General features: G+C 41.0%; 10 protein-coding genes and 1 tRNA gene. 6 read left to right on the top strand and 5 right to left on the bottom strand.

Annotation, left to right across the window (positions count from 1 at the left end):
- Positions 1–53 precede the first annotated feature (53 nt).
- From MB380_RS07680 to MB380_RS07690, 3 genes are all read left to right on the top strand, one after another.
- The gene (locus MB380_RS07680; protein WP_253534285.1) at positions 54–1,289 is read left to right on the top strand and encodes a nucleoside recognition domain-containing protein; all 1,236 of its coding nucleotides are present in this window, start codon (positions 54–56) and stop codon (positions 1,287–1,289) included.
- A 75-nt stretch (positions 1,290–1,364) separates the two neighbouring features.
- Complete coding sequence (locus MB380_RS07685) at positions 1,365–3,245, top strand: 7TM-DISM domain-containing protein (RefSeq protein WP_253534296.1); 1,881 nt, start codon at positions 1,365–1,367, stop codon at positions 3,243–3,245.
- A complete protein-coding gene (locus tag MB380_RS07690; protein WP_253534297.1) occupies positions 3,226–3,900 on the top strand; it encodes a response regulator transcription factor in 675 nt (224 codons plus the stop codon). The genes MB380_RS07685 and MB380_RS07690 overlap by 20 nt, the downstream gene beginning before the upstream one ends.
- A 494-nt stretch (positions 3,901–4,394) precedes the next feature.
- Here MB380_RS07690 and MB380_RS07695 read toward each other — a convergent pair whose 3' ends face one another.
- Entirely contained in the window at positions 4,395–5,246 is an 852-nt protein-coding gene (locus MB380_RS07695; RefSeq protein ID WP_253534299.1) for a family 16 glycosylhydrolase, read from the bottom strand.
- Between the two features lie 201 nt (positions 5,247–5,447).
- Between MB380_RS07695 and MB380_RS07700 the strand changes: the two genes are divergently transcribed.
- On the top strand, positions 5,448–6,485 hold the full coding sequence (locus MB380_RS07700) for an SMP-30/gluconolactonase/LRE family protein (protein WP_253534301.1): 1,038 nt from the start codon (positions 5,448–5,450) through the stop codon (positions 6,483–6,485).
- A gap of 185 nt (positions 6,486–6,670) precedes the next feature.
- Here MB380_RS07700 and MB380_RS07705 read toward each other — a convergent pair whose 3' ends face one another.
- Both MB380_RS07705 and MB380_RS07710 read right to left on the bottom strand, forming a co-directional pair.
- Entirely contained in the window at positions 6,671–7,600 is a 930-nt protein-coding gene (locus tag MB380_RS07705) for a sugar phosphate isomerase/epimerase (RefSeq protein WP_253534303.1), read from the bottom strand.
- A gap of 25 nt (positions 7,601–7,625) precedes the next feature.
- Positions 7,626–10,124, bottom strand: a complete 2,499-nt coding sequence (locus tag MB380_RS07710) for a M14 metallopeptidase family protein (RefSeq protein ID WP_253534305.1) — start codon at positions 10,122–10,124, stop codon at positions 7,626–7,628.
- Between the two features lie 181 nt (positions 10,125–10,305).
- Here MB380_RS07710 and MB380_RS07715 point away from each other — a divergent pair.
- Positions 10,306–10,377: transfer RNA gene (locus MB380_RS07715), tRNA-Glu, on the top strand.
- A gap of 497 nt (positions 10,378–10,874) precedes the next feature.
- Complete coding sequence (locus tag MB380_RS07720; protein WP_253534307.1) at positions 10,875–11,780, top strand: OmpA family protein; 906 nt, start codon at positions 10,875–10,877, stop codon at positions 11,778–11,780.
- A gap of 84 nt (positions 11,781–11,864) precedes the next feature.
- Here the strand turns inward: MB380_RS07720 and MB380_RS07725 are convergent, their stop codons facing one another.
- Together MB380_RS07725 and MB380_RS07730 are read right to left on the bottom strand one after the other, a co-directional pair.
- The gene (locus MB380_RS07725) at positions 11,865–12,203 is read right to left on the bottom strand and encodes a hypothetical protein (RefSeq protein WP_253534308.1); all 339 of its coding nucleotides are present in this window, start codon (positions 12,201–12,203) and stop codon (positions 11,865–11,867) included.
- Positions 12,204–12,216: 13 nt separating this feature from the next.
- Positions 12,217–13,869, bottom strand: coding sequence for a M28 family metallopeptidase (locus MB380_RS07730; protein WP_253534310.1), 1,653 nt, complete (start codon positions 13,867–13,869; stop codon positions 12,217–12,219).
- Between the last annotated feature and the right edge of the window lie 237 nt (positions 13,870–14,106).

The raw sequence follows: 14,106 nt of genomic DNA on the forward strand, positions 1-14,106 counted from the left end.
ATCTTAGTTTATTTATATCTTGCCGGCAAATCTAAACCTAAAATCTCAAATTTATGGCATTAAACTACATTTGGGTAGCATTTTTTCTTATCGCATTTGTTGTTGCACTTATTAAAGTCATATTTACCGGGGATACCGAGATATTCAAGCTGGTTGTTGATGGCATGTTCGATTCCGCCAAGCTGGCCGTGATGGATATTGCCCTGCCTTTGGCCGGAGTTATGACATTCTTTTTAGGGATATTGAAAGTGGGCGAGGAGGCAGGGGTTATCAGACGCATGGCCAGAATCATAGGCCCGTTTTTCAGCAAGCTGTTTCCGGAAGTGCCAAAAGACCATCCGGCAAATGGGCAGATGATTATGAATTTTTCGGCCAATATGTTGGGGTTAGATAACGCCGCTACGCCGTTCGGGCTTAAAGCCATGCAGAGTCTTCAGGAGTTAAACCCTAATAAAGAAACGGCAAGTAATGCCCAGATTATGTTTATGGTACTGCATAGCGCCGGGCCAGTTTTGATACCTTTAAGTATTATGGCTCAAAGAGCTATTTATAATGCAGCCGACCCTTCAGATATTTTTATTCCGGCATTGATATCGGTATATGTGGCTACGCTGACCGGAATGCTTTTTGTTGGAATTAAGCAGCGCATCAATTTTTTTGATAAAACATTGTTTAGCTGGCTGGCCGGGGTAACGGCGTTTATTGGTTTTGTAATCTGGTATTTTGCGCGCCTTTCTAAAGAAGAAATAGAGACCACATCGAAAGTTGTAAGTAATATGTTGCTGATGGTTTTTATTGTGGGGTTTATAGGAGGGGCTGTTTACAAAAAAGTTGATGTTTTCTCGGCTTTTATTGATGGCGCAAAAAACGGATTCGAAACCTCAGTAAAAGTAATTCCGTATCTGGTTGGTATGTTAGTGGCCATTAGTGTTTTTCGGAATTGCGGAGCCTTAACTTATATAGTAGATGGTATGAAATGGGTGATAGGTCTTACCGGCATTAATACAGATTTTACCGAGGCGCTTCCAACTGCTCTGATGCACCCATTAAGCGGCAGTGGCTCAAGAGCCATGATGATAGACGCCATGAAAACCCACGGGGCTGACTCTTTCGTCGGGCGTTTGTCTTGTGTTTTTCAGGCTTGTTCAGACACCATCCTCTATATTTTAGCGCTTTACTTTGGCTCGGTAGGCATTAAGCATACCCGTTATACATTGATAGCCGGTTTGCTGGCCGACTTTGCAGGTGTAGTTACTGCCATTGTTGTGTCTTATATATTTTTTTATTAGTACATGATACGGCCAGCCATTTACATAAAACCCGGAAGCTTAAGAATATTCGGCAGGATTTTATTTCTGTTATTTTTGAGCCTTGCCTCTCTGGGTGTTAATGGCAAAGACTCAACAGGGGTTATTCTTTTGAACTACGACGGTAACTGGCAAATGAAAAATATGCCTCCCGGTTTGAGTTATTATCAGGATAAAAGCCGGCAGCTCACACTTAAAGAATTACTAACCAGACCCGAAGCCTATCATTTTAAACAAACCAAAGGCAATGCGCCTACTTTCTGGGCAAGAGGTAACCCCTTCTGGTTTAAGTTCAGGCTAAAAAACTCTACAGGTATTGACCAGAGCTTCATAATAGACCTGCCTACGCCTCTTTATGACGAAGCCAGATTTTACACCACCGAAAATGGCGTTATATTGTCAGACCACTTTCTTTCCTGGCAAACTCCGCAGCTTGCACGGGTAATTAAACACCGTAATTTTTTCTTTCCTGTTGTTTTAAAGGCAAACCAGGAGGTTGTATGTTATCTTAAACTTCAGACAGAGGTAGGGTCTATCTGGGCGCCGGTAAATATCTGGGAGCGAAACATTTTCGACTACTACTATTATTCAACAGACTACCACACTTGGGGCTTTGTAATTGGCATTTTGCTGTTTGTGGTTTTTATGTCTTTTCTGCTTCTTTTTGCTTTTAAAGACATGCTCTATTTTTTTTATGCCTTGTATGTACTTATGGCGCTTGCTTTTGTTGCTACCTCGCAGGGGTATTTCATAAGGTATTATGTAGATGGCTCCTTTGGTGTGCAGGGCAACCGCCTCCGATACGTCGCCTCGCTTTTATTGCTTATAGCCGGGCTTTTTTTTATCAGAAAATACCTTCGCTGGGACCTCCTCAAAAACAAATATATCAACTACCTGCATATTGGTCTGATAACCATCCTTACAGGCATGATTATGTTTTTATATGCCGACAGCCTGCTGGTACATGGCGAGTGGTTTAAGCGTTACATTAAAGTTGTAAATAAGGTGCTTGGGCTGGTGTTCTGGATACCCACCACCTATGTTATGCTCAGCTCATTTTATTGTATCAGGATAGGCCATTACAGAAAAGAGGCCATTTATTTTCTTATTGCTAATTTACCCGTTGCGTTTATAATATTTTATTCTGCTTTAAGTAATTATGAAATAGTAAGAGGAAGCCGACTGGTTGAAATTGATTATTTTGCTTATGCTTATATTATTGAAATTGTATTTCTGATGGTTTTGCTGGCCTATCGGCTAAAGGCCATGCAAGATACTGCCGAGCAGCTTTTTCTTGAAAAAACCATAGCCCAGCAGCAGAGAACTGAAGCCATATTGCAGGCAGAAGAGAGAGAGCGGGTAAGAATTGCGCGCGACCTGCACGATGGCATAGGGCAGATGCTGGCCGCAGCCAGAATGGCTCTTGGTAACTTTATGGCAAAGAAAAAGGAAGAAAATGAACACATTCAAAGCTCGCTTGATTTGCTGGAAGAGAGCATCAAGGAGATACGGGAGATTTCTCATAACATGATGCCTGGTGCTCTGACAAAACTTGGCTTGTCTACCGCCCTCAAGCAGTTTGTTAATAAAATAAATTCGCTCGGAGAACTACAAATTGAATTGCAGATAATAGGATTAAAAGAAAGACTCAACGAAAAAATTGAAACCACCCTCTACCGTGTTGTACAAGAGGCTTTGAGTAATATTTTTCGTCATGCAGAGGCCACAAAAGTTAACATAGAACTGGTAATACACGAAAAAGAACTGGTATTGATTATAGAAGATAACGGCAAGGGTTTTGATAACCAGAGAGTAGGGAAAGAAGGTATTGGAATTAAAAATGTGACCACAAGAGTAGAATATTTGAATGGAAGTGTTAATTTTGATTCAGCAATCGGAAGAGGAACCAGCGTAATTGTTGAAATTCCCCTCATTTGATTCGTTTGTAATGATAGCCGCCAAACTCAAAATTTTAATAGTTGACGATCATCAGATTCTGATTGATGGCATAGAAGCTATGCTCCAGGGTGTAGATAACTTTGAAGTTGTGGGTAAACTGCTCGATGGAAAACTTGCCTTGACTTATCTCTCTGATCACCCTGTTGATATCCTCCTCACAGACCTTTATATGCCTAAAATGACAGGCATTGAGCTTACTCAAAAGGTTAAGAAAGCATTTCCTGATTTAAAAGTCCTTGCATTGTCGGTTTCTTATGATGTTTCTATTGTTCATGACCTTATGGACGCGGGCATATCGGGCTTTATTCTTAAAACAATCGGCAGGAACGAACTGATTGATGCAATCAATGAGGTGTCGAAGGGTAATGTTTATTTCAGCCGCGAGGTGTCTAATGAAATTCTCAGAAGCCTGGCCAACAGAAATGACCCCGAAGAAGAAATTTATCGTTTGTCAGATAGAGAAATTGAGATTCTGAAGTTAATATCCAGAGAGTTTTCTAATGCAGATATTGCCAAACAATTGTATATTTCTGAAAGAACTGTAGAAACCCACCGCAAGAATATTTACCGTAAAACCAATACCAAAACCATAGTGGGGCTCATAAAGTATGCCGTAGAACGCAAATTAATTTAATCAATACGTACTGGTACGGATGCGCGAGTTAAAAAATACCCTGAAATGGGTATTGGCCTGCAAAATAGTCTTTCCGATATTTGCACTATGAACACGAAGGTGTTATAGCCATGAAGACGACCTTCTGCATATTTAGTAAATCTGCTTAATAAAAATTTGATACATAGGTTCCAACCTTTCACCTGAAACGGGAATCATCGTATAATAAATTTTAATTTTAAGTAGTATATGAAGAAGTTTTTTTACGAGTATTTTGACGAAATTGTTGTTGTAATGTTTTTTATAACGATAGTAGCCATTAACGCCTGCAAGGCATAAACAGAGCTTTATCATAAAATCACCGGCCCGTTCGCAGGAGCCAACGGCTCGATGATTTTAATAATCAACAGCAGTTTGACGAGAGCAAAAGCAAGAGTCATCTGATTCTTGCTTTTCTTATTTTAGCACAGCTGATAGCCTTACAGCCTCTTTCCCGCTATCCACTTATAACTCATTTATTTTTTTAACGCCTGGTAGACTCGTACGTAGTCTACCTCCATGCGTTGCGGAAAAATACTGTCATCAATGCCTTGCTGGCCTCCCCAGCTGCCTCCTACGGCTATGTTCAACAGTAAATGAAACTTCTTGTCGAACGGCCATTCCGCCCAGCCGTAATTAGCTTCTCTGGTAAAGGTAAAATACTTGTTGCCGTCTATCTCTATACTTATTTTATCGGGTGTCCATTCGCAGGCATAAACATGAAAATCGTCTGAAACCCCGGGTACCACAACATTATTACCTTTATTGGTTTTTATAGTATGGTTAAAAGCCTTGGTATGGATATTCCCGTGTATCCGGTTCTGGTCGTATCCAACGTGTTCAATGATATCAATCTCACCATTATCGGGCCAGTAATTGGCGCCGTACGATTTCTCAGTGGCCAGCATCCAGGCTGCAGGCCAGGCGCCTCTTCCTTTGGGTAATTTGGCTTTTATTTCAAATCGCCCATACAAAAAATCAGCTTTGTTTTTAGTTACCAGTCGCGCAGATGTATAGTTGTTGTTTTCAAATTTTTCTTTTCTGGCCTCAATAATTAGCACCCCGTTTTCAACACGCGCATTTTTTGCGTCTTTGGTATAAAATTGCTTTTCGTCATTTCCCCAGCCATTACCGCCCGTGTCGTAACTCCATTTGCCGGTATCCGGCAACCCTGAATAGTTAAATTCATCTGCCCACACTGGTGCCGACTTATCTATTTCGTATTTTAATGTTCCTTCGGCATTTACCTCATTTCGGCCGGTTTTTTGGCAGGCAACATAAAGCAAAAGAACTGACAAACCTAAACTGAAAACAAGAGTTTTTTTCATGAGTAATAGATTTAAGAGCAATTTTAAACATTAAAAATCAGGCCACCCATTCAGGGGTTTTATTATTTACACCAAACGGAATAATTATGGGTTCGAACGCCATTTTTTGAGCATGAAATCAAATTTGGTTAATGAAGCCCGTTTTTCAATTTCTTTTTGTTCATTTGTACGTTTTCAACCCTAAAGATAATTACAATTTCTATGAAACGCTTCATAATAATAATTTTTGCCATTGTGCTCATAATCACAGCATTTGTACTGAAAACCTTATGGAACGCAGGAATTTTTACAAAAATTGAGCCACATTTTAATGGAACAGTTAAAGAAGTGCCAGGTTTTAATGGCGCAGAAGATATAACCATAGATAAAACTACCGGGCTGGCTTTTGTTTCGTCAGGCGGGTTTATTGCAAATGCGCCTAATGGAAACATTTTTTTGATTGATTGTACTCAGGAAGCTCCCAAACCTGTTAACCTTACAGCGCCATTAGCATTAACAGATTTCCATCCGCATGGCATTAGTTTGTTTCAATCGCCGGAGGGTGGAAAACGACTCTTTGTGGTTAATCATAAGAAAAACCGTACAAGTATTGAAATATTCAGTTTTCAAGACAGCACGCTGACACATCTGGAGACCATCAACAGTAATTTATTTGCCAGCCCGAATGATGTGGTGGCGGTAGGTGATAGGCAATTTTATTTTACTAACGACCACGATGAGGAAATTTCAGAATGGCGGTCAAAAAAAGATTTACTTCAGATACCCATGGGCAATGTGGGCTACTTTGATGGCAGCAAGGTAAAGATTATGGCTGATGGCTTTTTGTATGCCAATGGCATAAACGTAAGTAACGACGGGCAAAAGTTATATGTTGCGGCTACTTCGGGCCGAAAAATAGTAGTATTTGACCGGGATATTCTTACAGGAAATATAAAAGAAAGCAGTGAGATTGCCATTAACGGAGCCGACAATATTGAGATAGATGAATCGGGCGACTTGTGGGTGGGCTGTCACCCCAAATTACTGGCTTTTCTGGCTCATGCTAAAGACCACTCTAAATTATCACCGTCTGAAGTTATCAGCGTTTCTTTAAAAACTGGCACTCCGGCCTTAAAGAGTATTTATTTAAATGACGGAACACAACTTTCAGGCTCAAGTGTGGGTGCAGTTTGGCATAATAAACTGCTTATTGGGAGTGTTTTTGGCGATAAAGTACTTATATGCGCACTGAAGCAATAATAATTATTCAGCCTGTTTCATAGTGTTTATAGGCCTGGCCGGGTCATTTGCTTTTGGTTCAGTATGGTTAAGAGAACAATGACATGGCCATTGATACCATTGCAGGTGTAAACCAAAGCTGTTAAAAAAAGAGCGTCCGTAAAACCGGTTTACGAACGCTCTTTGGACGAATGCCAAACAATTTGTCAGGCAAAAACGCTTCTCATCAGATCAACGCTTTTTTTGACGCCCGTTTCCGGGTTTTCATTGCCTTCAAATTCTATAGATACATAACCCTGATAATTTACTTTTTTCAGTATATCTGCTATTCTTTTATAGTCAAGGTCAAGGCTATACCATACACCACCACCATAATAGGTTTTAGCCTGCACAAAGCTGGTTTGCGGGGCAATTTTTTCGAGCTTATCGTAAGGATTTTCCAAAAAATTACCAGTATCCATCAATAAGCTCAGCCAAGGAGAATCTATTGCATTTTTAATTCTCAACATACCTTCCGGCGTTGAGCCAAGCCCCCAGTGGTTTTCAAGGGCAAGCAACACGCCACATTCTTCGGCTTTTTTCAGGCATTGCTGTATGCTGTCGATGCACCATTTAAAGGCCTCATCTTCGGTGTATCCGGCAATGGCAGGTTCAATGCCTCTTTTGGCCATAAATTCATCAAATGATTTGATGGTTCCCCAACGACCGGTATTTAAGCGCATACACGGAATCCCCATTTTATAGGCCAGTTCAATACAATGATTGGTATGGTCTATATGTTGTTTTAAAACCTCCTTGTCGGGCGATACAAAGCCCTGATGAATAGACAGGCAGGTCATGGCAATGCCATTCACAAACGCATGTTTTTTTAGCTTTTGCAGATACGAATTGTCTTCACCGGCCATCTGGCGATGCAACACATCAATGCCTTCAAGACCCAGCTTTGCGGCTTCATCAATCACTTTTTCAATCGGAAATTTCTCGCCTTTAAAGTGCCAGTAAGAATAGCTGGATACGCTCAGCTTGATTTTTCCGGCTGGTTTAACTACCGGTTGTGCCTGAACCAGAGCAGGAGCGCAAGCCGCCGCACTGCCAAGCGCTGCTGTTTTTAAAAAGTTTCGTCGGGTTGAATTCATGAGATTAAACAAAAATCAGGTTATGTTAATAGACTACGAATACAGCGTTGGCAAACAATAGTTTTCCTCCATACCAGAAACCCCTGAAAATCGGGTCGTCTGCCATGTACACAATTTTTCCTCTTCCTAATTCCTGTACCCCATGAACAAGGGTATTCTTCATTTTATCTTTGGCTTTCTGGCCTACAAATCCGGTTATATAGTTGTTGTCTTTCAGATAACCCACGTTCCATCCTTCTTTCAGATACTCAAAATTGTAGGGGTCACGGGCCAGTAGATAATAACTGCCATCGGTGCCATAGCCCAAAGGGTGTGTTTTATCGATATCAACTTTATATATGGCGCCAACCACCTGTTCAGATATACTCTCGCGTTCTCTGGTGCCATAGGTTTTCAGTTCAGGTTTATCTTTGGCTTCGCCATCTTTTTTGCGTTTCAGACCAAACCCGTCTTTATCAGCAAAATAACTGGTGGCCGACTCCAATGCGATTACTTTTCCACCGCCCTGAATCCACTTTTTAAGTGCATCACCATTACCGAAAATTCTGTCGTAATTTCCATCTGCAAGTATTAAAACATCCAGTTGGTCTAATGGCACTCTTGAGAAGGTAGAACCCTCAATTACAGTTATAGGATAATTGATTTGTTGTTCAAAGAAATGCCACACCTCGCCAAAAGCTGTTGGCGAAATACCATCACCGGATATAACAGCTACTCTTGGGTTTTTAAGTATATTAACAGAGCCTGAGCCAAAGTCGTTGCCCGTAGTAACCATTCCGGAGTTGGTAGCCAATAAGTTAATGCCAAATGCTTTAGCTGCCGACTGCACGGCTTTGTCGAACTCATCGCCCATGCGCAGGTTATTGGTTCTGGTTATGATAACAGACCCAATATCAAATTTTCGCCCGCCGGTTTCAAAAGCATTTTCATTAAAGCGAACCTTAATGCCTTTTGATAATATCTGCGTCAGAAACTTCACGTCTTCAAACGAATTATACGTTGCCACATAGGCATAGGGTTTTCCGCCAACTGCTAATTCGGGTATGCTGTAATTAGGCTGAGAATTACCCGCAGATAGTTTTTCTTTCGTGGCAAATGCCTTTAAACCATAGGCATAAGGCATACCCCAGGCAGTGATGTCGTAAGTTAGTGAGTCTTCCAGCATGGTTTTAGGCTCAAAAAGAATCTTTACAAAAGTGCCTTTGGGCTGGTAAGTACTCACAATTAAATCGTTCGCCTCTACTTTAAAACTCTCTTCTTTCAGATTCTGGTAGTTAACACCAGTGGCAGACGTTTCTTTGCCTGCATACCCGTAAGTAATATTCAGTTTATCAAGCAGGCCTGTTAAGGCTTTTACCTTTGCCTCGCTGCCTTTGCTTTTCATTACAAACGACTTATAAGTGCCAACAGGGTTGTTTTTGTTGCGCTCAAAGAATTTTACAAATTCATCTACTGTTTTATCAGACCTTGATGAAATGGCTTCGAGAGTCGCCAGGCTCGCAGAAAAATGATGAGCAATACGGTAAGATAGTGTTAGGGTGTCGCCGTCTTCTTTAGCTATCGCAATGCCGGCTCTGCCACCACCGCCTTGTTCGTAGGTCATACCTATGGCGCCGTTATAAGAAGGGTAGGTGTCGCCGTAGCTTGGGTAAAGCAGGTCATAATTTTCTTTTGAAAAATACAGCCAGTAGTTTTTGTCGAAATATTTTTTGTTGTATTCGCCTATGGTTTGCTGAAACTCTCTTTGCCAGGCTGTCAGATCTTCGTGATAAGGTTTGGCTGATGGAGGAAAGTAATAAGGGCTGCTGACACCCATTTCATGGAAGTCGGCATGCAGATGCGGCATCCACTGGTTATAAATTTTCAGGCGCTGAGTCGATATCTCCTGTGTTTGCCAGGCCCAGTCACGGTTTGGGTCAAACAGGTAATGATTAAAACGCCCTCCGGGCCAGGGTTCATTATGTTCAGCTGCAAACGGGGTAGCATTAAATACCTTGCTGGTTACCCGGTTATACCATTGTGCATAGCGGTCTCTGCCGTCAGGGTTTATACAAGGGTCAATCAGTACAACTGTATTTTTTAATATGTTCTGGGTAACGCTGTTGCTTTTATTAAGCATTTCGTATAAAACCTGCATTACGGCCTCAGAGCTTACGGCTTCATTGCCATGAACGTTGTAGCTCAGCCACGCAATAGCTGGCACTTTGGTGGTTGGTTTGCCTTCCAGAAGGCCAATACTTTTAAGATTGGATGTGCGGATGTCTTCCAGCTTTGATAAATTCTCCGGAGTGGCAATAGCTACCAGTATAAGCGGGCGGCCTTCAAAGGTGGTTCCGTAATCGAAAATTTTTACTTGTGTCGGATTCTGTGCAGCTACGTGTCTGGCATAATCTACAATGCGGTGGTGGAAACTGAATTTGGTTCCGAGTTTGTAACCAAGAAATTCGTCGGGTGTTTTAGTGTTCTGGGCCTGTACCCACAATGTGTTAATGAAGAGGAATAGAAACAAAAAGCTTTTTTTCATGTCTTACGTTCAGAGTAGTTTTTTACATGCACCAAATATAATGTTTTTAGCTTTGAAAATGGGGCTGAAAAAAAAAATTGAAAATATTTTACTTTTTTTTTTGCCCAACTATTGCATTGTAAAAAAATTGCCGTACTTTTGCACCACAATTTACAAACGCAGACGATAAATGGAACCAGCCGGCCCTATCGTCTAGCGGTTAGGACAAGTCCCTTTCACGGATTAAACAGGGGTTCGATTCCCCTTAGGGTCACAAATCGCTGCGATATTGAAATTGTAAGAGCCTGGTAATGAGATAATTATCAGGCTCTTGTTTTTTAAAATCTTCAAGAGAGAATTTTTCAATATCAAAAATCACAGGATAAATTTTCAGGAGAAGAGTTTCAGCCAAACACTTAGCTAATGCAATTTTTTATTTCGGCATGACTTTGATAGTTGATAGATTTTTTTCATAATTAACATTGCGCGATTGTTTTATCTGGTTGTTTAACGCGTCTCTTTCTTTAGTTTTCAGCAATTGTAAGTAAGTGTTTGGGCAGTCAGAAATTAGCCATAACTTATAGTTCAGATTAAAATTTATTAAATTATCAATAAAGTTTAATTCGGGGCGTTCGTGAAATAGTACTTTTCTGTTGTGTAGTAGTATTAATTGTTAAAAATCAATAACTGAGTTCAGATTTAATTTTTTATTAATTCATAATTGTCCAAATTTGTGAAATTTTTCACCCTAAACACAAAGTAGATTAGTGTATGAAAACCCCTTCTAAGTTTCTATTTTTAATTGCAGCAGGTATTTTTATGTCATCGTGCGTGGCTAAGAAAAAATTTGTTAGTCTTCAACAACAATACGACAAAGCGCAGGCAGATTTAGTAAAATGTGGCGACACCGTTCAGGATTATAAAGATCGTCTTTCAAAATCTGAGCAAGACAGAGTTAATCTTGGTAACACGTCACAATCTGAAATCAAACAACGTGATGCACAAATCAAAGATTTGAAAGATCAGGTAACAGATTTGAAAGGCCTACGCGACAAACAATTGGAGCAGGTAGGTAACCTTACTGTTCTTTCTAAAGCTGCTAATGATAATATTGATAAAACTTTGGCTCAATTAGAGAAAAAAGACAAGTACATCAACTTGTTGCACGCTGCCAGAACCAAAGCTGACTCAATTAATCTTGCTTTGGCCGTTAACCTTACCCGCGTGCTTAGCTCAGGAATTGAAGATAAAGATATTGACGTAAAAGTTGACAAAACTGTTGTCATGATTAATATCTCAGACAAAATGTTGTTCTCTAGCGGAAGCTTCAAATTGTCGAGCAGAGCAAATGAGGTTCTTGGTAAAATAGCACAGATTATCAAATCTCGTCCTGATCTTGAAGTAATGATTGAAGGTTACACAGATAACGTTTCTATCAATACTGACTGTATCAACGATAACTGGGATCTGAGTGTGAAAAGAGCTACTTCTGTAGTGCGTTCGCTTCAAAATAACTTCAAAATTGATCCGAACAGATTAATCGCTGCCGGTAGAGGTGAATTCAATACCTTAACAAGCAACGATAGTTCTGAAGGTCGTGCGGCTAACCGTCGTACAAGAATCATTCTGATGCCTAAATTGGATCAGTTCTACGACTTGTTGAATCCTGAGAAATAAGATTCAAAGTTAATGATATATACTGAAAAGAGCCGGATGGGGGTACCCGTCCGGCTCTTTTTGTTTGTAATAATTTTACTAAAGTTATTTCATTAGTTTTAAATGTGTGTAAGCAACGCCAATAACTATGGCCGGAACCAGAATTGAAAACAAAGTCCACATACCTGCGCTAATGAGCACAATCTGGTTTATGAGATGAAAACCTGCATATACATACAAACCCCATTTTCGTAATAGCCATATACCACCGGTACCCAGGTAGCTGGCCGCCACTGAAAAAGCCAGATACGGAGGATACCAGGGGCCAACTGCTTTGGTAGTGCTGTAAAATATAAGAGGCACCGTTAATGTTGCCCAAACAAAGGCAACTGTACAAATAAAAGTAATGGCCGCAGGCCGGTTGGTTTCTGATGATTGATTCATGATTTAAACGATGTTATTTCTTGCGCAATGCCTTAAATTCAGAGCCTTCTTTCCATTGTGGCCAGGTAGTTTCAAAGGCCAGCCTTTTACCTATCTGAAACAAAAGGATGGTGTCCTCCAGTCCGCCTTCCAGTTTCCAGGTTGCGGCATCGTATTGGTCGGTAGTCTGATGATAAAATTTTTCTGTGTATAATTCCTGTTGCTTTTGTCCGTATTCTTTTCCTTTTGCAACTTCGTCAATGCCGCTTCCGGTTGTTAAGGCTGGTATACCTGCTTTCGCAAAGCTGAAGTGGTCTGAGCGGAAGTAGTGGCCTGCCTCCGGGTGCGCTTCAGGCGCAATGTATCTGCCTTTGCTTTCTACTTCTTTTTTCAGGTAGTCTTCAAGTTCCGACTGGCCCTCGCCGGCAATTGAAATGTCTTTGGTTCGGCCAAAATTATTAATAACATCAATATTCAGATTCCCCACTGTTTCATTAGCCGGAAAAACCGGATGTTGTGCATAGTAAGCTGAGCCCAGCAGGCCTTGTTCTTCGCCGGTAACAAATAAGAAAACAATGCTTCGTTCAGGTTTATTTTTAAGGCTTTTAAAAGCACGGGCAATTTCCAGTACAGCGGCCGTTCCGCTGGCGTTATCAAGCGCACCATTGTAGATTGAATCTCCTTTGGCATCCGGTTTGCCAATACCGAAGTGGTCCCAGTGAGCGCTGTAAATAATGTATTCGTTCGGGCGCTTGCTACCGGTTATTTTACCAATTACGTTTTTAGACTCATTAAATACAGCTTTTACTTTCATTGAGGTTGAAACTTTAGCCGGTAGTGCCACAGGCTTAAAGCCTTTTTGGTTTGCTTTTACCAGAAGTGCTTCACCATTGCTAACGGTGTTCAATAGTTTTTTTGCTGCGGCCTCGGTTATCCACCCTTCAACAGGGCAACGGTATTCTTTGCTTCCGCGTGTGTCTAAATGCTGCTGCGACTTTCCCCATGAGTTCTGAACAACGCTGAACGGATAAGATGCCGCTTTTTCGTTATGAACAATCAGGCAGCCTTTGGCGCCTTGTCTGGCAGCTTCTTCAAACTTATAGGTCCAGCGGCCATAATAAGTCATTTCTTTTCCTTTAAAAAGGGTGGTGTCTCCTGTGCTAAAGCCGGGGTCATTTACCATTACCAGCACAAACTTTCCTTTTACATCAAGGCCTTGGTAGTCGTTCCAGTTATATTCCGGGGCAACTACGCCAAAACCTGCAAACACCACATCACTTTTTTCAACAGAAACAACAGAATCAGTATTTTCTGTCCAGATAACATAGTCTTCCATGTTTTTAAGGCTGAAATTCCCTTTGCCAGTGTTTACTAACATGGCAGGGTCGCAGGTCGGGGTTATTTCAACCATAGGCACCTTCTGAAAATACTCACTACCGTTTCCGGGTTCAACCCCCATGTTTCTGAGCGTCTGCGTCAGGTATTCTACCGTTCTGGTTTCGCCAATGGTAAACGGGCGACGTCCCTGAAATTCGTCAGAAGAGAGTTTTACAATATGTTTAATCAGGCTATCCTGACTAAAAGCGCTTAAACCATCCTGTTCGTCAACCGAACTCTCAGTTTTACTGCATGCCAGCGCTAGAGCAATAATAAAAGCCGTTAATGTGCTTAATAATATTTTATTCATAATGGTATAATGCTTAATACCCAGGCCCATCGAATTGTTTCTTGCGGCACCTGTGGTTATTAAATGAGTGTGTCCTCAAATATACAATAAAAATTGTTCTGCTAATGATGCCCGCCTCGCTTAGGCGGCTTATGCTATTCAGCTGTATGCCATGCAGGCGTAAACCAAACGCGTTAAAAGATAGTTTTCTACTTATAGCTTAATCAGGGATTCAACCTGATTGGCAGGCGAAATAGC

The sequence above is a fragment of the Emticicia sp. 21SJ11W-3 genome (assembly GCF_024138715.1).
Classification (GTDB): domain Bacteria; phylum Bacteroidota; class Bacteroidia; order Cytophagales; family Spirosomataceae; genus Emticicia; species Emticicia fluvialis.